Genomic DNA, 23333 nt, shown 5'->3' with positions numbered 1-23333 from the left:
TGCCGATTTAATCTGGAGATATTCCATGCAGTTTGACTGGAGCGCCATTTGGCCTTCTCTGCCCCTCCTGATGGAAGGGGCAAAAATGACGTTGTTGATTTCTGTTCTGGGTCTGCTTGGCGGCCTGGTGATTGGCGTGGTCGCGGGTTTTGCCCGCGCCTACGGCGGCTGGTTTTCCAGCCGCATTTCGCTCGTTTTTATTGAAATTATTCGCGGCACCCCGATCGTTGTGCAGGTGATGTTTATTTACTTCGCCTTGCCGATGATTTTCACCTCCGTACGAATCGACCCTTTTGCCGCCGCCGTCGTCACCATCATGATTAACTCTGGTGCTTACATCGCGGAAATCACCCGTGGTTCGGTATTGTCGATTCATAACGGCTTCCGTGAAGCGGGTCTGGCGCTTGGGCTGTCTCGCAGCGCGACGTTACGCCATGTGATTGCCCCACTCGCCCTGCGCCGCATGCTGCCGCCGCTGGGTAACCAGTGGATTATCAGCATCAAAGATACGTCACTGTTTATTGTCATCGGCGTGGCTGAACTCACGCGTTCAGGTCAGGAAATCATCGCGGGCAACTTCCGTGCGCTGGAAATCTGGACTGCGGTTGCCATTATTTACCTGTGCATCACGCTGGTCCTCAGCTTTATTCTGCGTCGTCTGGAAAGAAGACTTAAGATTATATGATTGAATTTAAAAACGTATCCAAACACTTTGGCAAGACACAGGTCTTACACAATATCGATCTCACCATCGGTCAGGGTGAAGTGGTGGTCATCATCGGGCCTTCGGGTTCCGGTAAATCCACGCTGCTGCGCTGCATCAACAAGCTGGAAGAAATTACCAGCGGTGAATTGGTTGTAGATGGCCTCAAGGTAAACGATCCGCGCGTTGACGAGCGTTTAATCCGTCAGGAAGCCGGGATGGTATTCCAGCAGTTTTATCTGTTCCCGCATCTTACCGCGCTGGAAAACGTCGCGTTCGGCCCTATTCGGGTTCGCGGCGCGAGTAAAGCCGATGCCGATAAGTTAGCGTTGGAGTTGCTGGCGAAAGTGGGTCTGTCAGAACGCGCCCACCACTACCCTTCCGAGCTTTCCGGTGGCCAACAACAGCGTGTGGCCATCGCCCGCGCGTTAGCGGTTAAACCGAAGCTGATGCTGTTTGATGAGCCGACCTCTGCACTCGACCCGGAACTGCGTCATGAAGTGCTCACCGTCATGAAAGATCTGGCCGAAGAAGGCATGACGATGGTGATCGTCACTCACGAAGTGGGCTTTGCCCATAAAGTGGCTTCACGTCTGATCTTTATTGATAAAGGCCGCATCGCAGAAGATGGCGACCCGGAAACGCTGATTACGAATCCACCCAGCGACCGTCTGCGTGAATTCCTGCAACACGTATCTTGATCAACAAGGGGGCTTTCGCCCCCTTTCTCTTACTGCAATGTCAGCGAACGTTATGCCTGCGAACGCGGATATTCTCGTTCAATAAACGCCGAAAAATCCTGGCACATCTTCTCGTCGCTCTGTTCATTATCCGCCAGCACGCGGCTACCATCGACCACGCGAATACGCGCAGACAGATCGAAATCCGCAGCAGGCTGAGGACGACCCGCCGCCTGAGTCATCATCCCTTCTGCCTGTTGCCAGGCTTCATCAACCGTCAGATTACAGGCCTGCGCCAGATAAGCGGGATTGAAGCCCTCACCGGTCAGGCTACGCAGCGTATCGTCATGACTTACGCCATTACCCGGATGCCAGTAGTGTTGTGCCAAGTCAGGGCCGATAGCCGGGTTATCCGTCAGGTAACCGTCACGTTGCAGGAAATAGTTGCGCGTCTGCTCCACCGCCATCAATGCCAGCAGGTATCCCTGATAAGAACACGCAGACTCCATAGACAGCAGATGAGGGATCGCCAGCGTCGGGCGTGGGCTACCGCTAATACCCAAAATGCGCTGCTCAGTGTCGCGCGCCAGTTGCGTCATCGCTTCTGGCGTACGCGCTTCATCGTCCCACGAATAGAGTTGCCACTCAAAATACGGCACCAGCAGGATGTGTCGCTCACTAAAGGCGCGCATTGGCTGCTGCGTGCTGATATCCGCACGGATTAATTCATCAGGAATAGTCTCTCCCTGCGCATTCTTTGCATAGCGTTTTAGCCAGTCGGCATCACCCAGCAGGCTGTCGCAGAACATGGACTGCGTTTCCGCATAAGCCATTGAGGTTGGCGGGAACTCCTGTGAAAAACAGGGCGCGTTCTGTCGAATATTGGCAAAATGCGCGGCGTGCCCACCTTCATGAAACAGCGTATTAATGCCGCTGGCACCGCTGCCAATTTGATCTGGCTTTGCCAGACTGGTGAAATTAATCCGCGCCGGAACCCATTTTCCTTCCTGCACAAATGGCGGCACAGGGCCATGCATAAAGCCGTTCTCGTATTTACCTTTTCGCACCAGCAAATCGAGCTGCATTTCTGCACCGTTAAACCCAATGCGCAGACGCTTAAAGCTGTTGATCCAACGCTCCAGCGACGCTGAGAAAGGGAAATAAGGATCGAGCTGACGCGTCACATCGCCCGCGCTGGCATAGCGAATATTCCACGGCTGCAGAGCATCCTCACCCTTTTCATCCGCCAGATTTTTCAGGCTGCGAGTATTCGCTTCACGCGTCTGTTCTTCAAAAGGATCGAGGATGGCAAAGAGCTGCTCCGGCGTCATCCGCTCCGTCTTGTTGACCTTATAGTCAAAATAGTTGCGATAGCCCATCTGACGGGCGAAGCGGTTACGCAGTGAAATCAGCTCTGGGAAGCCATTCTGCAACAGCCACTGTTCGAGGTCGCGCAGCGCCTGCTGGGAACTTTGACGATAGGCTTCGGTATCATTGGTCGTCTGGTTGGTCAGCAGTTCTCCAAGCGAGGCGGAAACCCGTTCCCCCTTGGCATCCAGATGCGTCATTTCATAGGATTTACGCTTGGCATATAACGCACTTTCGGCGGTGATAATCTCATCCATCAACGCCTGAGCCTGCGGATCTTCAATCACATTGCAATCGAAAAACCGATACCAGCCTTGCAAACCGTGCGACAGCGCCTGCTGTTGCTCATTACGTGGGCTGTTTTCCAGTGTCGCAAGATGGGTTCTTAGCTCAGCCAGACGCTGGGGCTGCGAAATAAAACGCTTATACGCACTTTCTGCGGCGGAGAAACTCTCGGACACGTCATCGTTGCCCGTTCCCATATACAGTTGCCAAAACAGTTCTTCTTTCGCCTGATGAACCGCAAGATAGTCGCGATTCAAGGCGTTAAAATAGTCCGCTACCTGTTGCATGCTATTCCTTCTCTCTTCAAATGGCAGCCGTCTGGCTGCGTGAAGTGGCGCGATAAACCGCGTCCGAACCCGCTCCGGCAAACCAATCAGCCGAGGCGTTTCTTAATCGTGGCGACAGCCTGTTCCATTGTCGCCGCTTCGCCGGTGGCAACCAGACAGCACGCCAGTTGCAGACGAATCGCCTGCGGTATAGCAATTTCACCCGTCAGACACTGTACCGTCCAGCGCGCCGTCGTTGCGGCATCCTTCGCAATCGGCAACGCATCGGGTGCGACGCTGATATCCTGCCGAAGCTGTAGAATTTTGGTATTTTGCTGATGGATAAAATGAATTTCCGGGCAGCGCTGTGGGTTAGCGTACACCTCCCCTTCCGTGCCGTGCATCAGCAGTGCGCGCCCGTTGATGTCATTAAAAAACGTCCCCACGCGGGAAACATATTCAGGATGGGAAACGCTGGCGACGCGCAGCGCGTCGCTTTCACCAAACGGCGTCGCCACCTTAGCCAGCGTGTGGCTACTGTTACGCACCCCCATCCGCCAGCGCAGCTGTAGCTGGCGATCGATGGCCGGACATAACGTCGACACAGGGATAAATACCGGACTGCCGTTATCAAGCTCCTGCTGAGCCTGCTCGGCATTCTCCGCAATCGTCACGCCGAGATTACGCAAAATTTCGGCGCTGGTGACACGGGTCGGATCGTCGCTGACGCCGTGAACCACGACAGGGAAACCCAGTTTTGCCAACAGCAGCGCCAACAGCGGCGTCAGGTTTGCCTGCTTACGCGCCCCGTTATAGCTGGGTACCACGATGGGCATAGGAAAGCCCGCAGGCGAGGTCAGGCGCAACACATGCTCGTTCATCGCCTGATAAAAACCCAGCATCTCGGCTTCGGATTCGCCTTTGATGCGAAACGCAATCAGCAGCCCACCGAGCTCCAGCTCCGGCACGTCACCGCGCAGCATCGCGCTATACAGTTCATAAGCCGTTGCCTGATCGACATCACGCGCATGATTTTTCCCGCGCCCCACTTCTTTGATAATTTTGGTGTAATCCATGCTGGCCTCTTATTTTCGGCGACACAGTAAAGAACTTATCAATGAAAATAACATGTTTACCGGGTTTCTGGTCACTGTGGCGCAGAGGAAATTGCTATTGCGCTGCTTTTTAGCCAGCGTCAGGAACGCCATCCTTACTCCGCGCAGGAAAGTATTTATAGATGGTTTTTTCTGACACGCCGACGACATTCGCCACCTGCAGGCGCGTCGCTCCTGTCGCTAACATCGCTTCGACACGGCAAAGCACATTTTGCGTCATAAGCCGTTTTCGCCCGCCGATGCGACCCTGCACCGAGCAGCATCGAGGCCAGCCCGCGTCCGTTCGACAATCAGTTCCCGTTCCATCTCTGCCAGTGCGCTCATCACATGAAAGAAAAAACGACCCGCGGGGTAGAAGTATCAATACTATCTGTCAGGCTGCGAAAATGAATGCCTTTCGCCTGCAATGCGGATACCAGATCAATCAAATCACGCACGCTACGCCCTAGCCTGTCTAGCTTCCATACCATCAGCGTATCACCACGCCGTAATCGCCTAATTGCCTTTTTTAACCCAGGTCGTTGAGCATTCTTCCCGCTAGCGGTATCCTCAAAAATCAGCTCACATTCTGCTCGAATCAGCGCTTTTTTCTGTAATTCCGTATTTTGATCGGTAGTAGACACGCGCGCATAGCCAATCAGCATTCCATAACCCCATGAAATGGTTGATTGTATTTTTATTGTGAGGTTCTCGCAAACCTCGGTTTGGGTGAGTTTGGCCTTAGCAGTACACCACTTGGAATCGTTAATACAGAAGAATACTTTAACGCTCATACACCTGACGGTAATTACATTGTCGGCGGAGATCCTGCTGTTATAAAAATTCCGATTTCAGATGCATTTTTAAATTGGCAAAAATTTATAAACAACATCGGTATTTTGTACGGTGTTCTAACAATCATCGGGTTTTATAATCCAGAAAATGGGCAATACAGACAGTTCTATAAAATTTTTAAAGACGGTGAATGGCATCAACCTATAGAAGTGTTTAATGACTCATGTCGAATCATAAATGGTGAAGTTTCAGCACAGGCCAATCCATTTAAAGCTGGAATCGGTTTTTATAACGGAGATTATGGCAACTGGTCGAGTCCATACGGCGTTGTTTTGCAGTCTTATTTAAAGGATGGTGGTTCACTCAGCCTAATGCAAGCCGCTACAGACAATGTCAATGGCGCATACAGGTTATTTGGGAGAAATATGTATGTGCGGGGGAATGGAATAGCTGAGTACGGTACACCAGTCGAATTTTACCATACAGGTTTAAACCCACTGCAGCTGATGTTGGGGCTATAGTGAAGTCAGAGGCAGATAGCCATTATATACATCAGGGTTCATCAGGTGTCGTTTATAAAAATGATGATCTTGCATGGAACAGTCCTACTGGTGCCTATTTAAAAGAGAACGAAGGATATACGTCTCTTGTTTGGCATATGGGATTAAATACAGGTCGGCATCATCTGCACAATTTTACTTTGATTATGCGAATGGTGGATTGAAGTACCGAAGTTCCCGTGATAATTATGGTTTTGAAAAACCGTGGGCACGTATTTATAGCGACCAGGATAAACCGACGGCAGATGAAATTGGTGCAATTGCATTCCACGGCGGATTATCTCAGGATTTAAACAATGTATTTACACCTGGATCTTACTGTAATGTATATGATGCTTATGCAACACCAGAGCATAACTACCCGATAGCTTTTGCAGGATCTTTATTTATCCATTTAAATTCAGCGAATGGGAATAATGGCGTTACTCAGGAATATCGGCCGTATAATAGCAATAAGTTATTTCGTCGTTTCTATTATGCGTCATCCCCTTCATGGTCAGTATGGGTTGAGGAATATAATACTCAAAATAAACCTACCGCTGAAGACGTTGGGGCATTGCCTGCTGGCGGTATTGCAATCGCTGCAACTAAACTCGCAACAGCGAGGAAAATAAATGATGTGCTTTTCGATGGTACAGCAGATATTAACATTGCATCTGGATGGAACAAAGTGGCAAGTGGTTCAGTTAACTATCCTCTTGTCAATTCACAAACAAAGTCCTTTGTTGGAACAATTGATACAGGTGTAGCAACGACATCATGGATACATGATTTAAAAAAATATGCTGTAGTACTTTCGTCAAAAGGAAACCAAGTGGTAACGAGTAACCCTAACAACTGCAGTTGGGGGCAAGCGCAGAACTCCGGTCAATGACTCGGTTTTATGGAAACTCAACAATATTCATTGATGTTTTTACTTATGGACAAAACTTACAGTCAGGTTCTGTTTCTACATGGGAATTATGGGAGGTTGTTTAATGATTAACGAAGAAAATACTTTTTTTTACTCTAGAAATGAGAAGTTATTTTACATAGGCGGAGATCCAAAAAATTACCCTAACGATGTAATAACAGTTCCAGAGAAAGAAATGTTAGATATTGTTGATAAAAATCAAAATTAAAAAGCCAAATGACAAATAAAAAACGGCCATAAAATGGCCGTGTTCATGCTTAATTTATTTTACTGATGGTATATCAGGGAAAATATTTTCTGGCGAATTAATATCAACTCGACTGAGCTGTAAGCGGTAAGTTTTCCACGCTTTCAGCTCATTTTTTTCTTCTTCTGTTGCCAGGTTTAGCTCAACGGCATCGCTGAGTACCTGAATGCGCTCACTTGCTTGAGATAACCTGGTATTAAGTTCCACTTTTTTATTTGCGACTAATACTTGACGTTGAGCTTCCAGATCGGTTACCCATTGTTCATCCTCCCATTTATCAAATTCAGAGGTCGGTACCAATAAAGTCTGATTGGCTTGCAATTCGCCCATATCCGTAACCTTATTGGGTTGACGGGTTTCCGTATTATAAACCGTCTGACCGCGATAGTCAGATACATGCTCCCACTGCTTTCCATCTGCGCTACGCCTTAGAGCCAAACCTGCCTGAGGAAGTTCTGGAACGTCAATGTAACTACCAGCAGGTACACCTACACCAATAGGCAAATATTCATAATTAGCGCTAATATACTCTCGGCTTGTTGGATGAGCCTGATAAACAGTAATCCAACCTGCCTGAAGGCTAAAACCTGATTCATTCATTTTTGCTGAGTTAACTTCAATAGAATAACTTTTCATTATGCTGCTCTCACGATGTAGTTAAATGCGATATTTCGGGGGCGATTTTCGTTTGCCGTTGGTACAACACGGGAAACATCTAATGTCGCTGGATACCATGAATTTGCCGTTGTGCTATTGCTAAGGGTTAGGTAACTATCCCTGTCGTATAGCTTCGCACTTGTATCGTAATACATGGCCCCTGAAGAAGAGTTCTTAGTTGGTGCAGTAACATCAGCATCATGCCCATAAAGTAGGCTTCCAGTTATATTTCTGATTGCATCACTTTGCTCTGAAAATAGTCCGCGCTCAGTATCCACACCGCGCCCATCATCCCAGCCACGAATAAACTCACCACGAAGATCGGGTAGTATTCCTGATGGATAAGCTTGTGCTAAAAGTGGATAGACATTTTTATCAAATGCCTGTCCGTTACACTTTAACCAACCTGAAGGTGCTGTTCCCTGTGGCCATGGCATAGGAATACCGACAATTTCATTGAGAGATAATGCCCCAATCTCCGCAGCCGTAGGTTTATCCTGGTCGGTATAAATACGCGCCCACGGTTTTTCAAAACCGCTATTATCGCGAGAGCTTCGATATTTTATTCCGCCATTAGCAAAGTCAAAATAGAACTGTGCTGATGATGCAGAACCAGAATTTAAACCCATATGCCAAATTAGGGATGAGTGTGTACCGTTATCTTTTAAATACGCACCGGTCGGGCTATTCCATGCGAGGTCGCTGTCCTGATAGATAACACCTGATGACCCCTGATGAACATAATGACTATCGGCATCCGTTTTTGTTATAGCACCCACATCAGCAGCTGTCGGTACGCGTGACGAACTGAGTGCAATCACCCAAGGCGCATTAAGACCATCATCCCATTTCTGTCGCCAGGCATAGTCTCCACTATGATTGATATATTCTTGTGCTACGAAATTACCGTGCTGAAAAACATGAAGCACACCATATCCGTATAATTTCTGCCCTTTATAAACAGGCATGTCAGAAACGGTATTGGGATCGTTTATCGCAACAACATACTCACCCGCTTTATCGCAGTTGGCGAAGGTCATACCATCACCTAACGTGCCACGTAATGTCACATTGTTATAAAACGCAGTTTTATCAGAAATATCCGCGCCATTCTTGGCTTTTTCCAACGCCCCAGCAGCAAGATTAACCGTCTCAGTTAAACCGAGGTTTGCGGGAGTCAGCGCAATATTGGCCGTGCCATCAAACGGCACGCCGTTGATTGTCCGGGGTGTTGCAAGTTTTGTCGCCGCCTGAGCGATTGCTTTCTCAGGTAATGCACCAATATCGGCCGCAGTAGGTTTATTCTTCGTATTGTAATCACGTCTCCAGCCAGGAGAATAATCAACACCGTTATAGACATAAGTAAATTGTGCATTCGCTGAGTCGCTAAACCCAGCAGGTGTTGTTGAAGGCGTAGTGACCCTGATTGTCGTGGCATCGTGTTGCCCCATAACCTCAACAACAGAGCCAGCCAGTGGTATCTGACCACACTCTGTATCAGAGATAATTTTATTGTGGGTGTACGACCACGAACCACGACACACCCAATAGGCATGAACAAAAGCGCCCTGACTTTCTAACCAGCCAATAAACTCAGCGGTTGTCCATAAACCGGCACTTCCCCGATGGGGATCGAGGAACTGTATGCACGCGATGAACCAAGATTGCGGTTAAACAGTTCTCTATCCTGAATATCTGCACCGTTTTGGTCTTTCGCCAGTTTCGTCGCACCGACCGAGCGCACAAATGCCGTCGTCGCCACCTGCTGACTATTGCTGTCAGTTGTAGGTGTTGGCGCTTTCGGGGTGCCAGTGAAGGTGGGATTCGCCTTCGGCGCATATTGCGTATGCGGATCGGCGGCGGCGGCGTGTGTTGCCAGATCGCTGCCCGTTTTTTCCTGCTCTTTTTTCAAATAGCGGGTACGACTGGCCAATTCTTTAGCCTGTCGGTTTGAAACACCGTCCGGTCCACCTACGACCGGATCTGACGTTTCGATTTGGTAAATGCCGTCAACCCATTGTGGGTTCTCTGACAAATTCGCCATGTTTAAGCGCTCCCATGATTGTAGTTACTGTCGTATGTTGCCGTCCGGTTGTAGCGGATAGGCACTTCCCAATATTCGATGCTGGCCAGATGACACCGTGCCGGGGCAAACATCCCAATGGCATTGCGCAGCATTCTGACCTGATCGTTGGTAATCGGTTGTTTTAGCAGTACGCGATAAACCGCCCACGCTGCTTTATCGCCGTGCACGTAAAGGTTGTTGTAGGTGGCTTCGCCGTCGTAGCTCAAGCGGCCAATGTTCTCGATCAGCGTACTGTCACCGAAGCCGAAGCGGCGGATGATCTCTTTAATGCTCCAGGGTGTACCTTTGTTTCGATGCAGATCGATAGCGGCCTTGATCAGCGCACGTTTAGAATCATCCGACTCAGCCAGTTCCCAGCCGTCGCCAAACAACGAGAACTGTTCTGCCAGCCAGGGCAACGCACTGCTGTCTGCAATATCAATCAGATAAACCAGCAAGGCATTTAGGTCGATGTCATCAAAGCGGTCGGCCAATTCCGCCAGCGAACGAAAGCGGGCGTCAGCCGCCAACGGCGGTGGCAGCAGTTGCAGTGAATCAGCCATTCGACACCCCGACGACGCTGACATTGATGCCCGTACAGTTCGCCCATTCACTGTCATCAAGCACCATCAATGACGGCGAAACGAGCTCCACCTGATACACGCCGGGAATGGATAACGTGGCGATAATCTGGCTTGGTACAATGTCACGCCCTAGCGTGGCGGTACGGGTTTCAACCCAGGCCTGCACCGCTTTCTCCGCAGCGGCCTGAACGACGCCAGCCTGTTCGCCGTTAAACAGCGTCAATTTGGCGCTGATGGCGTAATCCACCTGCGTGGGGGATTTGGCGGAAACAAAATCCGTCAGTGGACGCACCTGTTCGTCAGAGCAAAAACTTTCCACCAGCGAAAGCATGCTACTGTCCGGCAGGCCAGTACTGAGCAACGGATACAACACCACTTCGCCCGGTTCGGGCGACATCACCGCCACATCGACAATGTTTTGGTGTGCCCGCATCGCATGAAAGCGATATGCCAGTTTCGATCCCGCCGTACTGAACGATTCCGGAGCCAGTTGAACACGTTCACGCAGGCGATCGTCATCTTCCTCGGCGGAACCGCCGCTGCTCTTGGTGATATTGACGACGCTTAAATCACTGTCGCCAATCTCATCCAGCAGCGTACTGATTTGGGCAGGCAGCCAGTCATTGCCCACATTGCCACTTTCGGTACAGGTCGCCAGCACGGTGACACCGCTGCCGTTCGCTCTCAGCAGCGCGTCGCTGTCGGTGGTGAAAATCACGCTGTCCGACGCACTAACGCGAGTGCCCGCAGGAATCAGCAGATCGCTGACTAACGGCGTTTCAGGGGTAAAGCGAAGTTCCGCACGCGCCGGCTGCGCCGCCAAACGGTAGACGCCAACCAGTTCCGCCAGATAATCCAGCATCGGTGCACGAGCAAACGCAACCAGGTTTTGCTTGGCGGTTTCCTGGACCGCACTACGCAATAAAGTTTCCCGGTAAGCAAAGAGGTTAATCAGCAGGCGTTCGGCCTGCGCCGGATAGAGTGTTTTCCCCGAATCAGCTTCATATTTCGCGATCATTTCGGCGGTAATCTTCGCCGCATCGCGTTCAATAAAATTGGGTTCTGTCAGCGCCATAACAACTCCGTGGTCTGTGTCGCGCCATTAGCGGTTTTCCAGCTAACGTGCAGCGTCAGGTGAGCCCCATTCACAGAAGGTTTAACCGCCAGTAACTGGCAGCGAGGTTCCCATCGTTTGATCGCTTCTACCGATTCCCTAACGACATGCGGGATCGCACGTTCGATCGGATAATCGAGATACAGATGTAGATTGCTACCAAAGTCAGGCCGATGTGGGTCGCTGCCGCAGGGTGTCCGCAGGATGATGTGAATCGCCTGCATGATATCTGCCGTTCCTTCGACGATGTCGCCAGAACGTTGCAGCGCCGGTTGCCAAAAAACAGATTGAGTTTTCATAGGGGGCTATTGTCGCCCCCGGTGAGAGGAAAGAATTGTAAAGCGGTTTAGAAAAACGTTAGTGCGAGTGGTGGTTGGAGTTGCCGCCAGCATCCATGACGCTGCCGCTGGCGCTGACGTTGCCGGAGATACTGACATCACCGCTGAGGCTGGCACCACCGGAACCGGACATCCCGCTCTCGTAAGTGAGTTGCCCTTGCACCAGTAGCTTGCCAGTCACCGTCGTTTCTGGCGCATTAATAGTGACTCGCTGGGCGTTAACCATCACGTCAGCCCCGCAGCTAATCGCAATATGCTGCACGCCGCCGTTGATCGTTAACGTATGCGTCCGGCGATCGTATTCAATATGCGCGCCGTCAGCGAACGTTACCGCCCTTTTGTCCTTATCTGCCAGCGTTGGCACATCAGCGGCGGAGTAAATTGCCCCCAACACCAGGCCATCCTCGCCGTTGCCGTCCAGCAGAACTTCGACCTGTTCGCCAATATCCGGCAACCAATAATCCTTATTATTCTGCGTATTGCGCTGTAATACCGGCAGCCAGGCCGTACGCAAATTGTCACACTCGGGTAGACGAACACGTACCATCACGCGAGCCTCATCCACCGCGCTTATCGTGCCAATTCGACGAGATAAACTCATGATACCGCCCCCTTTTTACTCTTGGCCTTCTGCGTTGTTGAGCTGCCATTCGGGTGGTAAGTCACCACCGTTTTTCCGCTCTCCGACTTTCGCTTGCCCGCCGTAATCGGCCCACGAATCAACCCAATCTCCGTGGTGTAACCACTGCCACGTTCCAGAACATGGCGAGCCGATTCGATCAACCAATGGCCAGAAAGTTGGCCGAACGACACCAGCTCAACTTTATTCCCCGCCGCCAACTGCGGGCTGCCCATCAATGTCATCGACCCCTTTTGTTGCTTTTCGTTGTGCGCATCCAATGCAGCATCCGTTTTCATCCTCGCTTCAGAAGCATCCGCTGCGCGCACATTAACTTTCAATGTATCCGCACTGGTCCCAGCACCGGCAGACTTCATTTCATTGTTCACGCCACCGTCGGCTTCACAAACCATCAGTTTCTTTTCACTCCCTTTCTGATATTTCGTCTTGGCGTTTTTATAGACGTGGCTGATCGTGTCGCTCAGTGAAAAACGCGCGACGTCCGTTGGCTTAATTTGTCGAACAGACGCCTGATTACGCAGCGTTGCCAGATGGGAAAAAATCAGCTGGTCGCTAACCACTTTCACGGCATAACCATATTCACTGGCGAGCCGCTTTAGAAAAGCGACATCGGTTTCCGCATATTGCGTAACGCGATCGATCTTGATGATCTGAATCATCCCTACGAGCATCAACTGATGCTTTTTCGCGATGCGCGTCGCAATGGCAGCTAACGTCGTATCTTCAAAACCGCAGTTTGATTTGGTTCGCAACGCACGATTGACCGATGTCGCGACGCCACGAATCACTACTTCACTCGGCGGTGCGCTAATCTCAATTTCATCAATCGAGAAAGTGCCGCAGTCAAACAGCATTTCACCGAGATAGCCCAGCTTGAGCGATAGCGTATCGCCCGTACCGGGATACCACTTATCCATCCAGCGGCCATCGGTATCATCGAGCCTAACCTCGATCGAATCCGACTCGTTCTTGATGCTGTCGGTATACGTCACGCTGGTAACATACGGTGCGATATCATTGGTGATATCCTTTTGCAGATACCACAGGGTGAACGTCGGTTGCAGTACTTCCGACACCGCAGGAGAGAGTAAGGTTAGTTCTTCCGTTAACGCAGCCATGGTGGGGTGTCCTCCGCTTTAGCGGCCTCTGCCTGTTCAATAATCGGAATCAGCACCACCACACCCGATGGCAACAGCGGCACGATGGGTACATGCGGGTTAGCCGCAATAATCCGCGGATAGCCAAGCGGATCGCCGTAATACAGGTAGGACAAGGTATCCCAGCGCTCGCCCTGTGTAGTGATATGTTCAAGGTGCATATGCTTCAACCCTCTTCACAATTTCTGCCGTCAGTTTGCTCAGCGCAGGTTCAGCGCCTTTAAATGTGTCGCTCGCGGCCTCAACATGTTTACTGATGGCTTCCAGCTTCTCGATAACATTTTTGCTGTCGACGCCCTGCAACAAGGTGGCAACTTGCTTGACCTGCTTTAGCATTTCATTCGCCGCGTTATTAACCGCTGTAATTTCAGGCATCATCTTCTCTGCCTGAACCGCCGTATCAGATATGGCCTCTGCCGCTGTTTTAAACGCCGGCACCACCTGACTTAACGGCGTCAATACATTCCCGACTTGCGTTAGCAGTCCGGGAATTTGCAACAGCGCGGTTTCGGGATTGTCCTTCATCCGTTTTACAATCTGAACGGTGGTTCTCACCGCCTTAACGGCAGATTGTGCCTTCTTGGCATACGTGACAGCCGTGCGTAGTGAAGCTGAAAAATTGCTCACTTTCTGGACCGCTATGGTGATGGCACTAACATTAGGAACAGGCGTCTCTATCGCGGGCGGTTTGAGCGGATTCTTCGGATCGCCAATGTATTCTCGCAGCGTTAGCGCGGCATTCATGGCCAATACGTTGCCCTTCGCGTCGGTATGTTCGCTGGTCGAGGTCAGTGCCGTAATCACAAACCAGCCGCGATAATCCCCATTGCCGAAGACTAACGCCATTGCCTGATGCGCCCGCATCGCCTCAACCAACCGTTTCAGCTCCACATCCGGCGTACAGTACTGCTTGTGAAACACGAGGCTAATATTAATCTCGTCCAGCTTCGCGCCGATGAACTGCAGACCGGGTTTACCTTCAATGCGGCCATGCTCGGCATAATCTGCACCGAATGACGTATTAAAGCCGTCCCAGTAGGCGGTCACTTTAAATTCAATATTTCCTAATACTGCAAACATCAGGCGTACCCCCTACGCTCACGCTGGGTGAGCAGCTTGTTCAACATATTTTCCAGTTCATTCATGCTAAGCGTCAGCGTCTTCGTCATTTCAGGCGTTGGCGCTGCCTTCTGGCCGTTGAGATAAATGGTGGGTGAGAAAGCAACCTGAACACGCTCGGAAGGGGCTGCGGAGACTAACTTACCTTTTGCTCCACCAGCAGTTGGTGTCAGTGCAACACGCTGTTGCGGGGTTGACGCAGTGTTCTCAGCATTAGGTGATTCAACAGGCAGTGTTGGCTGTAGCGACAGTGCAGATACCGACGTGGGTTTTAGAACTGGTGTAGTTACAGCGCCGGCCGCCACAGGTTGACCGCTGGTTTCTACAGACACTTTTTTCGAGCCGATACCCAGAAAGTCTTTAACGCTATCGGGAATCAATTCCCCGATTTTGTTAGAAACAATTTGCAACTTCGGAAATTCGTTTGCCAACTCGCTCACAAATTTATCGATAAGCAAACTGGCTAATCCGCTTAGACTTTCAGGTAACTTGACTTTTAACTCATTAGCACCTTTAAGCCAGGTTGAATACCATGTACCCAATGGCGACCGGTCAACCAGAACACCAAGAACACCCGCCACACCTCCAGACGCGCCATTCTTGATATCAGCCCAAAACGCGTTGTGTTTCTGACTTATATCAGACCAGTGGCGACTAAAGAATGAACTGATTTGGTCCCGATATTTGTAAACCAAAGCAACTATTCCAACTAGTGCGGCAGCCGCCGCGATCGCCCACCCCACTGGCGTCGCCAGCAGCATACCCACCAGACCCCGGGCTGCCATCATAAAGCCGCTACGCAGCACACTGCTAAATATGCGTCCTAATAATGCCCATGCACGACTACCCAGCCCGCTTAGCGCCGACCGAATGCTCGGCCATAACCCCTTCAGATTTAGCCCTTTAAGCCACTGCCAGCCCTGCTGAATGCCTTTCCAAACGCTCTGCAAGGAGGGTAACAGTATGTCCATTCCCAGCTTCGCCCCGCTCAACGCCATTCTGAACGCGAAGAAACCGGCAACGGCCATCACGATCCCGCGAACCAGTTCAGGGTTCTCTGCCGTCCAGGTCACCAATTGATCCAAAATGGGAATAAGCGCATCACTCAGAGAAACCAAGACTGGCACCAACGCTTCACCCACATTGAGCGCAATATTCAGCAACGACGTTGTCATTCGGTTCCAGCGCGCAGTCAATGTGTCATTCTGTCGGGCGAAGTCGAGATCCAGCGTTTGTGTAGCCGCCGGGCTGTTCATCACCTGCTGGTTTGCTTGATAGCTCTGCCAGTTCTGCTTCATCGACATCAAATGATTGACGGCTTCTGGCGTATGGAACACCTCCTGCAACCCGTAGCGCTGCATTAAACTTTGCTGTGCGTACACGTTACCCGCAGCCATGTCCCAGTGTTTCTGGAATTGGCTACCTTTGCTGTCGATCAACTGATTGCCAATCAGAACCGCTGCATCGTACTGTGAATAGCCATCTTTCATATGGCCTTTCAGCAATGCGTTATAATCCATGCCAGCGTTGCCGTAACGGTCAGCAATGTCGGCTCGCCCCACGGCATTCATAAAGCCACTCAGCCGAGCGACCGTGTTTGCTTCCGTATCACCCCCTTTCGTGGCGCTCAGGCTGGAAACCAATTGACTCAACGCCTGATTCCCCGTCACCCCCATCGCCGTAAACCTTAGAGCCAGCGCAGGAACATATTGCGCCATCGACGCCGTGGGAAACCCCTGTTTAGTGCCCGCCAGCATGCGTGAGAGGGACTCTTTCTGCACCTCCGCACCTTTCAGGTTAAGCACCTTGTCAAGCGTGACCGAAAGTGCAGTAAGATTGGGCATCGCCGCGCCAGAGGCCGTTGACGTTTTCCCCAGCACTGCCGCAATATCCGTTGCCTGCTGCTGCGACATCTTGTTATCAAGCAGTTGTCCGGCACTGCTGAGCAACACATCCGGCGTTTGGTTCACCTGTTGAGAATATTGACGCAGGCGCTGCCCCATCAATTTTTCCTGCTCACTCGATATATCATGAGCAATGCTGATGCCACGCAACTGCGCCTCAAATGACGCATAGTGTGTGACCGACGCCACAATTGGCTTCATGACAAAACCAAACTGGTCGCGCTTAGTCTGAAAGTCATCAGCGAGTTCACCTCGACTCTTACCTGACGTTTCCTCACTCGACTTGTTACGCGTCAGCCGTTCCTGATTAGTTTCTAATTCATGTAGCGACTTATTCAGTCGGGACGTCGCCTGTGCGATGCGAGATATCGCTTGCGAACTGACAGTGCCCAGGTGCTCCAGCGACTGACTAAATTGATGCTGCCGCTCCTGCGCCTGTTTGAGGCTATCACTAAGTGACTGTATCGATTTTTTTGTGTCATCTAGCGTGGTACCGAACGCCCTGCCCAGCATGACACCGTTTAAAAACATATCCACGGTTCACTCTCATTCAGAAAAGCCCCTTGCGGGGCGGATCGGAGACGGCGGCTTGCGCCGCTCCAGCTTGGTTTCCCCATCACAAACAGGGGATAAAACGAGGAAAAGGACGGGTGATAAGCGGGAGAAGAAGACAGGTGGTGAGGGAGAAAACGGCCAGCGTCCTTATCGCTGGCCGAGTTAGGGTGGATAGTGGGCTAATTAATCCTGTCAGTAATCAGTCTTCCTCACCGTTCTCACGTTTTATCTGTTCGCTGGCTTCATCCAGCCAGCGTTCAAAGTCGTCCAGTTCCAGCGCATCAATCTCACTCGGCTGGAAGCGAAACCACCTCGCCAGCAGAGCCTGCGCTTTCCACAGCAGCGCCGGCTGCGTTATCCAACCCAAGTAGCTGCTGAAATCGTTTTTGCAGCGCCATGTAGTCCTGCGCGTCCATCTCATCGATGTCTTCCGGCACCAGACCGGTCATGCGCGACAGCAGCGCGTCGTCCCAGTTGCTTGGGTCATCGCTGATTTTTTTCACCGCTTTGATGTCTTTGACTTTCAGACGCTTGAGCGAAATGGACTCCACGCGTTGACCGGCAGAGGTGGTGTAAGGGAATTGCAGAGAATAGGTTTCAGTGTGCATAACGGCTCCTTAGTAAATGTCGGGAGCAGTATCGCGTGCAGCGAGGAATAACGATTTTAAAGTGAATTAGAAAACGAAAATGGCAGGCATAAGAAAGGGGCCGAAGCCCCTTAAAGATTGATAATGAATATCAAATGGTCATGAAGTTAATTATGACTATTCGTAATCAGCCAACTCTGCTTCAACAAAAAATTGAACGACACAGTCACTCAATGGATAAGAGGTATCAGTCAAAAAAAATCCAGCAGCTTTCTGCTTCGCATTCAAAAATGAACCATCACGCTGATCCACCTTACCAGAGAGTAAACGAGCCGCAGATGATGAATCTGCACCAGAACGGCTACTATACGGCAGATTTATACCCGCCTTTTCTCCCGCATCTAAAATGTATTCATCGTCACTGCACGGAAATTGAAACTGCTTTTCAAAATCGATAATAGAATAGATAGCCATAATAACCTCATTGATTGATAGAAACGCCCGCCCCACTGGCGGGCTTGGAAGATAAATTAGCCGCCGATATTGGCGCGGTAGCTGTTCAGTTGATCCACGCCGCCCACCATGAAGATGTTGGACAGGTAGTCCAGCTCCAGCAGGTCTTCACCGTTCATCACCTGCTTGATGTAGGTGCAGCTGAACGCGCTGCTAAAATCCGGGTTTTCATGCTGTTTGAACGTGCCCAGCGGATTCTTTTTGAACATGATGGTCATGTGCGTCACCAGCGGCACTTCTTCGATACGGCCTTGAGAGCCGTAGCGTTCCACGCTGGAGCGACACTGCAACGCCAGCGACTGGTAAGGGTTCGCTGCCGCCAGCATCGCTTCGCGGTAGAAGGAGTTCCACTTGATCTCACCTTCCAGCTTGTCGAAGCCCGCAGGCAGTTCGATCTTGCCGACCATACCCAGCGCTTTGTGCTCCTGCATGATCATGGAGACATCCGGCAGTTTGATTTCCTGCGCACGCCCCAGCAGGTTGGCACCATTGATGTAGATGTTGGCGTTGGTAATACGGTTTACTTCAATTTTCCCGGCCATCAGTTAGTGCCCTCCAGCGTTACCAGGTATTCCGAGGTGATCTCCGTCTCAAAGGTCAGACGCTCAAGCGGCGGCGGCGGAGTAAATTTGTAGTTAAGCAACAGGTGCCCTGCCGCCAGCTCGGTTTGCTCGTTACGCGCGGCATCGAACCAGCATTTGAAGCCCAGCAGCGCGCCATCACCGATCAGCTTGCGACCGTAGGCGTTGACGGATTCCACCAGCGCGTCGATCAGCGCCTGATTGATCGGCATATCGATGTACTGCTGGCTGAAATAGCGGATGGATTCGTTAATCACATCGCCAGTACGACGCACGTTTTCAAAGTTCTTCATGTGCGTCACGGTTGGCCAGGCAGCGGTGCGATTGCCCCACAGGCGCAGGCCGGAGCCGTAGCTGTTGAAAATGGTGCTGATGCCCTGCTCGTTCAGCAGGTTCACTTCGCTCTGCGGATCGTCAATCATCGCGGACAGCTGGCGCTCTACGCCGGTGATCCCTTTGATTTCCTGATTGGATGATGACCACCAGAAACCTTTCTCCAGATCGACTTTGGCACGCAGACCCGCGGCACGCGCCGACAGCGGCTCCAGACGTTCGCTGTTGGTTTCCGCGTCGTACACTTTTACGTGCGGATAGCACAGACGAGCGCGTTCAGAGCTGGTGTTGAAGTTGATCGTGCCTTCTGGGCCACGGCCACTCAGAGCCTGCGCAAAGGTGGTACCGATTGGCGCATCGATATAGGCAATCGCGCCCAGTTTATCGGCCAGCGAGATCAGCTCGGTCGTTACGCTATTTTGCGTACAGAACACCGGCGAAATCAGAATCTTGGCAAAGAAGCCGTACAGGTTGTAGGTATCGTTCAGCAGCTTCATACCGGTGCGTTTGCCCGCGGCGTTGATGCTGCCGATGATGTCGGCGGCAGTCACTTTCGTGACATCGGCAAAGTCGTAAGACGCGCTGACCACAGCAGTAACATCGATGTTTTTACCCAGATTTTTCAATACGCCGGTTTGTGCATCCAGCGTATAGTCCTGACCTTCGACAAACGGCTGACCGCCTTCTGCCGCCGTCAGCACCAGCTTGGCAACCACGCGGTTCGCTAGTTGAGCCGTACTGGTCGCTTTGTCAAAGGTGACTTTTTCTGCGCTCACAGACGATTTGTGTTTCGCCGAATCCAGCACGTTAATGACCAGAACCGTACCTGCACCATGATCGTAAATTGCATCCAACGCCTGCGGGATGGTATAGCCGCCGAACTGGCTACCAAACTGTGCTGCGTCTTTTTCGGACAAGCACAGCGTAATGTCATTTACCGCACCCTGCGGCGCCGTACCAATCAGCCCAATCACCGCCGATTTGACGGTTTTCACCGGACGAGCACCGGTTTCAACTTCAATTGTTTCTACACCATGTAAATAATTAGCGGCCAAGGGTCACCTCCGTTGCGCTATCAGCCAGAATCTGATCCGCGACAGGCAGCAAATAGCCCAGCGCGATCAGCGTTTTTACGTACTCATGATCTGCCGGCAGTTCAGTCACCTGAGCGGGCCAAAGCAGAATTTCCTGACCATCTGCCAGCGTGACGCCGCTGGCGGGGCCGGTGTAGCGGTATTTCATGCGTCTTTCTCCTCATAATTAACCGTGGTAAGCAGCGGACCATCCGTCTGCTCGCGGTCTTCGATAAAAAGGGTTTCTGTGGTGCAATCGATGGCGTAATGCCAGCGTCCTTCGGTGTAACCAACGTAGCGGTCGCGTACTAGCCGAATACCGCGATGACAGTCAGGCAGTCGGTATCCTCCCAGCGCCTGACGGACGATATCGAGCGTGGCCAGCACGCCGTCTTCGCCATCCAGCTCCGGCAGCAGCACGGCAACCATCAGCTGTGGTCGCTGCGTCTGAACCGGAGAATCCGCATCTTCCGGTGCGGAAAATTCGGAACCGCGATACCCCACCAGCACATCGCCAGGTGTCAGGAAATCGGGTCCGAGCAGAATGTTTTCTGGGCAGGACGCAATCTGCCGTGCCGGTAAGTGCTGCTGGAGGCGGGCTATCACCGCATCGATAATTGGTCTGGTATTCATATCCGTTCACCCGCTGTGTTAATGGCGCACTGTTTTGGTGGCACATCGTGTTGATGGCGCTAGTATCCGGATAATGACTGGCTGCGGCTTTTAATCTGTTTTAGAAAAAACAGCGAAGTGATTTATTTGAAGAAACACGGATAACAGACTGAAAAATAAAAATTATTTCGATAAAAAAAACGCCAGCACAATCGTGCTGGCGTAAAGAAATATGACGACACTGATAACGAGTAAAGACAGAAGAGAAACCCATACGATGGGATTACCGATCCCAATATTTTTCTGGCCGGGCGATGCCAACCATACAGTCAACCGCGTATTCCACGACATCCACACCAAGACGGGTAAGATTCGCCCGCCAGACGCCGCCTAGCTCTTTGGTCAATACCGCCATCTTGCGATCGGCCAGATAATCCAGTGCATGACGCAGCTCCGGCTCTGAGGCATCGGCATACAGCCGCTGCATCAGCGCTAGCAGGAACATTTCATTCGCGGTGTAAGGCCGCGTTTTATGTAATGCGATGAGCAAGTGCCAACGCATCGATTCCTGTCGGATACGCTGCGTATCAGCCATGATTGCCTCCCGAATACCGCTGCTGCACTAGCTCCAGCTTGTTATAAAGCGCATCCAGCTTGGCTTCGATTACCGTCTGACCACGGATGTAATCCTCGCGTCGCACGTAGATCAGCGGTAAGTCAGCACGAAACTCCAGAAACTCGCGTTCCAGTCGCGTCCAGCCTTGCTCGCTCTTCTGGCGTGCATTTTCCAGGGCGGCAAAACGCTCGTTCAGCCGCTTTTCAATCTGAGTGAGCAGAATCCGTCCGGCAGCAAACAGGAAACTCATAAACGACAATAGCAGGCCGACCAGCGACCAGAATTCCACTTCAATCTTCACGTGTTACCTCCCCTGCCTGTTGTAGCGCTTCAATGTAATCCAACAGCGCGTTAACCTGCGCACTCAACGCCTGATAGCGCTCTCCGTTGTCGCTGATGTTGGCGAGAATATCGCGCTGGGAGACGCCTGAAGGCTGTAATTCGGCGTCAGCGGTTGCGCCGAGATTGGACGCTGCGCCAGTGCGGCGGGCAGCGGTGGTAATGTCTGAGGCACCATTGGCGGACAGACCGAAAGCGGCGTTGTAGTGCTGCACGAAGCCACGAGTAAACACGCACTGCACAGGCTGAACTTTGCCTTTTTCGTCAATGTATTGCTGAGTAACATGGTCGATTTTCCGTTGCAGAGCGGCGTTATCCGCCGCCAGTTTCTGACGCGCTGCGACATAGCGCTGTTCGAGTTGATTCCCACGCTCTACCTGCTGCTGGTATTGCTCCGCCGCCGCACGGAGTAGCTGGTTCTGGGTTTCGGCCTGCTGCTGCTGTAGCAAGTTGAATGCCGCCTGCTGTTTCGCCAGCGCGGCATCCCCCAGTGCTTGCGCCAATTGATAACCCTGATGACGGCCTGTCAGATAAACCGCAAGTAGCAACACCACGACAAGCAGGACCGCGACCACACGTGGAGAAAGAAAGGATTTCAGGCTATTGAGAAACAGACTATTCCACACAGCTCGCCCTCCCCCAGCTCAAATACCGTGGCGCCAGCTGATGCAAAATGCGGTCGGGATAATGGCGATTTTCACGCCAGTTGGCGGCACTGCGTCCGGCATTGACGGTTTCCACATGACCAAACCAGCGGAGTATGTCCTTCTCGGCGATCTTCGCGCGTTGCTTATCACGCTGTAACCAGCCAAGCCCGCCATTGTAGGACGACAAGGTCATTGCCATACGTTCGCAGTCGTTGCTGGCGCTGATTCGCGTCCACAGCCAGCGATCGTAGCCTGTCAGAGCACGGATAGCCCAGGCAGGATTAAACGGTTGATTAGCGCGAAGTTCAGGAACGATACCGCTAAACCAGTCGGCGGTGGTCGGCATAAACTGCGCCAGCCCCTGTGCACCGACGGGTGAAACGGCCCGAGGATTCCAGCCGCTTTCCTGATGCAACTGCGCCGCAAAGTCAGCAATCGGGGCATTCATGCCCCAATCCAGCCGTGCGCTGCGGATCACATCACTGCGGTACGCCTGCGCGGCACGAGGGATCGTGTCGGCGCAGACCGTCGCGCTAAAAAGCATCGGGCTAACAAGCAGCGTGATGAGAAGGTGTCGCATATCACAACCCCATCGCTACGCCGATGCAAACGGCTGACACAATCAGCGCACGTCGTAACATCGAGGCAGCAAATACGGTGTGGTGGCCGTCCCGAACTGGGAAACGTCCACGCGGTACAGGTTCATCACCTTGTTCGAGGAATAAACCAGGGCGCGCTTTAGGAAACAGCGAGCGATCCAGCCAGTAACCTAATACCGCAGCGAGTGAGATAAGCGAGAGCTTATAGACGGTGACGGGAAGCTGTTGCGGTGAAATCAGCCCGATAACAGCAAAGAGCAAAGCGGATGTCACAATCCAGCCGGTAAGACGCGGTTTTTTGATTTTTTTCACGATAAAGCCTCCTAATAAGAATGGAGGCCATTATGCAAAATGCGGGGATTTTATGATTTTAAAGGAGTTTAAGTATT

At 51.6% G+C, this 23333-nt stretch carries 29 protein-coding genes and 2 pseudogenes; 5 read left to right on the top strand and 26 right to left on the bottom strand.

All coding sequences use genetic code 11. The features are described 5' to 3' along the window. Positions 1–25: 25 nt before the first annotated feature. Both glnP and glnQ read left to right on the top strand, forming a co-directional pair. On the top strand, positions 26–685 hold the full coding sequence (gene glnP / locus BJJ97_RS13550) for a glutamine ABC transporter permease GlnP (RefSeq protein WP_005972676.1): 660 nt from the start codon (positions 26–28) through the stop codon (positions 683–685). Next, positions 682–1404 carry a glutamine ABC transporter ATP-binding protein GlnQ gene (gene glnQ / locus BJJ97_RS13545; RefSeq protein WP_095994285.1) on the top strand — a complete coding sequence of 241 codons (723 nt, stop codon included), beginning with the start codon at positions 682–684 and terminating at the stop codon, positions 1402–1404. The genes glnP and glnQ overlap by 4 nt, the downstream gene beginning before the upstream one ends. A 50-nt stretch (positions 1405–1454) precedes the next feature. Here glnQ and BJJ97_RS13540 read toward each other — a convergent pair whose 3' ends face one another. The 3 genes and pseudogenes from BJJ97_RS13540 to BJJ97_RS13530 form a co-directional block, all read right to left on the bottom strand. Next, positions 1455–3323 (bottom strand): M3 family metallopeptidase, encoded by a 1869-nt coding sequence (locus tag BJJ97_RS13540; protein ID WP_095994284.1) that lies wholly within the window; start codon positions 3321–3323, stop codon positions 1455–1457. Positions 3324–3409: 86 nt separating this feature from the next. After that, entirely contained in the window at positions 3410–4378 is a 969-nt protein-coding gene (ybiB, locus tag BJJ97_RS13535; RefSeq protein WP_095994283.1) for a DNA-binding protein YbiB, read from the bottom strand. A gap of 109 nt (positions 4379–4487) precedes the next feature. Further along, positions 4488–5061 (bottom strand): annotated as a pseudogene (locus BJJ97_RS13530) (recombinase family protein). A gap of 60 nt (positions 5062–5121) precedes the next feature. Here BJJ97_RS13530 and BJJ97_RS13525 point away from each other — a divergent pair. From BJJ97_RS13525 to BJJ97_RS22095, 3 genes are all read left to right on the top strand, one after another. Further along, complete coding sequence (locus BJJ97_RS13525; protein WP_125460905.1) at positions 5122–5712, top strand: hypothetical protein; 591 nt, start codon at positions 5122–5124, stop codon at positions 5710–5712. A gap of 73 nt (positions 5713–5785) precedes the next feature. Continuing rightward, the gene (locus BJJ97_RS22205) at positions 5786–6625 is read left to right on the top strand and encodes a pyocin knob domain-containing protein (RefSeq protein WP_193438338.1); all 840 of its coding nucleotides are present in this window, start codon (positions 5786–5788) and stop codon (positions 6623–6625) included. 103 nt (positions 6626–6728) lie between these two features. Further along, positions 6729–6872, top strand: a complete 144-nt coding sequence (locus BJJ97_RS22095) for a hypothetical protein (RefSeq protein ID WP_157910780.1) — start codon at positions 6729–6731, stop codon at positions 6870–6872. A gap of 54 nt (positions 6873–6926) precedes the next feature. Here BJJ97_RS22095 and BJJ97_RS13515 read toward each other — a convergent pair whose 3' ends face one another. The 23 genes and pseudogenes from BJJ97_RS13515 to BJJ97_RS13410 form a co-directional block, all read right to left on the bottom strand. Further along, positions 6927–7547 (bottom strand): tail fiber assembly protein, encoded by a 621-nt coding sequence (locus tag BJJ97_RS13515; protein WP_095994280.1) that lies wholly within the window; start codon positions 7545–7547, stop codon positions 6927–6929. Continuing rightward, the gene (locus BJJ97_RS13510) at positions 7547–9019 is read right to left on the bottom strand and encodes a phage tail protein (RefSeq protein WP_405083388.1); all 1473 of its coding nucleotides are present in this window, start codon (positions 9017–9019) and stop codon (positions 7547–7549) included. Before BJJ97_RS13510 ends, BJJ97_RS13515 begins: the two co-directional genes overlap by 1 nt. A gap of 290 nt (positions 9020–9309) precedes the next feature. Continuing rightward, a pseudogene (locus BJJ97_RS22480) lies at positions 9310–9612 on the bottom strand (phage tail protein); the annotation flags it as partial. A gap of 2 nt (positions 9613–9614) precedes the next feature. Further along, positions 9615–10196 (bottom strand): phage tail protein I, encoded by a 582-nt coding sequence (locus BJJ97_RS13505; RefSeq protein WP_095994279.1) that lies wholly within the window; start codon positions 10194–10196, stop codon positions 9615–9617. Then, a complete protein-coding gene (locus BJJ97_RS13500) occupies positions 10189–11292 on the bottom strand; it encodes a baseplate assembly protein (RefSeq protein WP_095994278.1) in 1104 nt (367 codons plus the stop codon). Before BJJ97_RS13500 ends, BJJ97_RS13505 begins: the two co-directional genes overlap by 8 nt. Further along, positions 11283–11630, bottom strand: coding sequence for a GPW/gp25 family protein (locus tag BJJ97_RS13495; RefSeq protein ID WP_039273098.1), 348 nt, complete (start codon positions 11628–11630; stop codon positions 11283–11285). The genes BJJ97_RS13500 and BJJ97_RS13495 overlap by 10 nt, the downstream gene beginning before the upstream one ends. A gap of 58 nt (positions 11631–11688) precedes the next feature. Then, on the bottom strand, positions 11689–12270 hold the full coding sequence (locus tag BJJ97_RS13490; protein WP_095994277.1) for a phage baseplate assembly protein V: 582 nt from the start codon (positions 12268–12270) through the stop codon (positions 11689–11691). Then, positions 12267–13427: a phage late control D family protein gene (locus BJJ97_RS13485; RefSeq protein WP_095994276.1), complete on the bottom strand. Its 1161-nt coding sequence runs from the start codon at positions 13425–13427 to the stop codon at positions 12267–12269. The genes BJJ97_RS13490 and BJJ97_RS13485 overlap by 4 nt, the downstream gene beginning before the upstream one ends. Next, positions 13415–13627 (bottom strand): tail protein X, encoded by a 213-nt coding sequence (locus BJJ97_RS13480; RefSeq protein ID WP_095994275.1) that lies wholly within the window; start codon positions 13625–13627, stop codon positions 13415–13417. The genes BJJ97_RS13485 and BJJ97_RS13480 overlap by 13 nt, the downstream gene beginning before the upstream one ends. After that, entirely contained in the window at positions 13617–14546 is a 930-nt protein-coding gene (locus BJJ97_RS13475; RefSeq protein WP_095699140.1) for a phage tail protein, read from the bottom strand. The genes BJJ97_RS13480 and BJJ97_RS13475 overlap by 11 nt, the downstream gene beginning before the upstream one ends. Then, on the bottom strand, positions 14546–17020 hold the full coding sequence (locus tag BJJ97_RS13470; RefSeq protein ID WP_224073856.1) for a phage tail tape measure protein: 2475 nt from the start codon (positions 17018–17020) through the stop codon (positions 14546–14548). Before BJJ97_RS13470 ends, BJJ97_RS13475 begins: the two co-directional genes overlap by 1 nt. A gap of 223 nt (positions 17021–17243) precedes the next feature. Beyond that, the gene (locus BJJ97_RS22415; RefSeq protein WP_094431851.1) at positions 17244–17387 is read right to left on the bottom strand and encodes a GpE family phage tail protein; all 144 of its coding nucleotides are present in this window, start codon (positions 17385–17387) and stop codon (positions 17244–17246) included. Continuing rightward, positions 17332–17652 carry a phage tail assembly protein gene (locus BJJ97_RS22310; protein ID WP_095994273.1) on the bottom strand — a complete coding sequence of 107 codons (321 nt, stop codon included), beginning with the start codon at positions 17650–17652 and terminating at the stop codon, positions 17332–17334. The genes BJJ97_RS22415 and BJJ97_RS22310 overlap by 56 nt, the downstream gene beginning before the upstream one ends. 156 nt (positions 17653–17808) lie before the next feature. After that, the gene (locus BJJ97_RS13455; protein WP_095994272.1) at positions 17809–18105 is read right to left on the bottom strand and encodes a 2Fe-2S iron-sulfur cluster-binding protein; all 297 of its coding nucleotides are present in this window, start codon (positions 18103–18105) and stop codon (positions 17809–17811) included. A 56-nt stretch (positions 18106–18161) separates the two neighbouring features. Further along, positions 18162–18686 carry a phage major tail tube protein gene (locus tag BJJ97_RS13450; protein ID WP_039273085.1) on the bottom strand — a complete coding sequence of 175 codons (525 nt, stop codon included), beginning with the start codon at positions 18684–18686 and terminating at the stop codon, positions 18162–18164. After that, positions 18686–20113, bottom strand: a complete 1428-nt coding sequence (locus BJJ97_RS13445; RefSeq protein WP_095994271.1) for a phage tail sheath subtilisin-like domain-containing protein — start codon at positions 20111–20113, stop codon at positions 18686–18688. Before BJJ97_RS13445 ends, BJJ97_RS13450 begins: the two co-directional genes overlap by 1 nt. Next, the gene (locus tag BJJ97_RS13440; RefSeq protein WP_039273081.1) at positions 20103–20300 is read right to left on the bottom strand and encodes a hypothetical protein; all 198 of its coding nucleotides are present in this window, start codon (positions 20298–20300) and stop codon (positions 20103–20105) included. The genes BJJ97_RS13445 and BJJ97_RS13440 overlap by 11 nt, the downstream gene beginning before the upstream one ends. Further along, positions 20297–20764, bottom strand: a complete 468-nt coding sequence (locus BJJ97_RS13435) for a Gp37 family protein (RefSeq protein WP_095994270.1) — start codon at positions 20762–20764, stop codon at positions 20297–20299. Before BJJ97_RS13435 ends, BJJ97_RS13440 begins: the two co-directional genes overlap by 4 nt. A gap of 262 nt (positions 20765–21026) precedes the next feature. After that, the gene (locus BJJ97_RS13430; protein WP_095994269.1) at positions 21027–21338 is read right to left on the bottom strand and encodes a hypothetical protein; all 312 of its coding nucleotides are present in this window, start codon (positions 21336–21338) and stop codon (positions 21027–21029) included. After that, positions 21331–21660, bottom strand: a complete 330-nt coding sequence (locus BJJ97_RS13425) for a hypothetical protein (protein WP_010281034.1) — start codon at positions 21658–21660, stop codon at positions 21331–21333. The genes BJJ97_RS13430 and BJJ97_RS13425 overlap by 8 nt, the downstream gene beginning before the upstream one ends. Next, entirely contained in the window at positions 21650–22324 is a 675-nt protein-coding gene (locus BJJ97_RS13420; RefSeq protein ID WP_095994268.1) for a hypothetical protein, read from the bottom strand. Before BJJ97_RS13420 ends, BJJ97_RS13425 begins: the two co-directional genes overlap by 11 nt. Next, positions 22314–22925, bottom strand: coding sequence for a transglycosylase SLT domain-containing protein (locus tag BJJ97_RS13415; RefSeq protein WP_039315950.1), 612 nt, complete (start codon positions 22923–22925; stop codon positions 22314–22316). The genes BJJ97_RS13420 and BJJ97_RS13415 overlap by 11 nt, the downstream gene beginning before the upstream one ends. 1 nt (position 22926) lies before the next feature. Then, positions 22927–23256 carry a putative holin gene (locus BJJ97_RS13410; RefSeq protein WP_039273066.1) on the bottom strand — a complete coding sequence of 110 codons (330 nt, stop codon included), beginning with the start codon at positions 23254–23256 and terminating at the stop codon, positions 22927–22929. Positions 23257–23333 lie beyond the last annotated feature (77 nt).

This window comes from Pectobacterium polaris, assembly GCF_002307355.1.
GTDB lineage: Bacteria > Pseudomonadota > Gammaproteobacteria > Enterobacterales > Enterobacteriaceae > Pectobacterium > Pectobacterium polare.
This window is presented reverse-complemented; position numbering and strand designations above follow the sequence as displayed.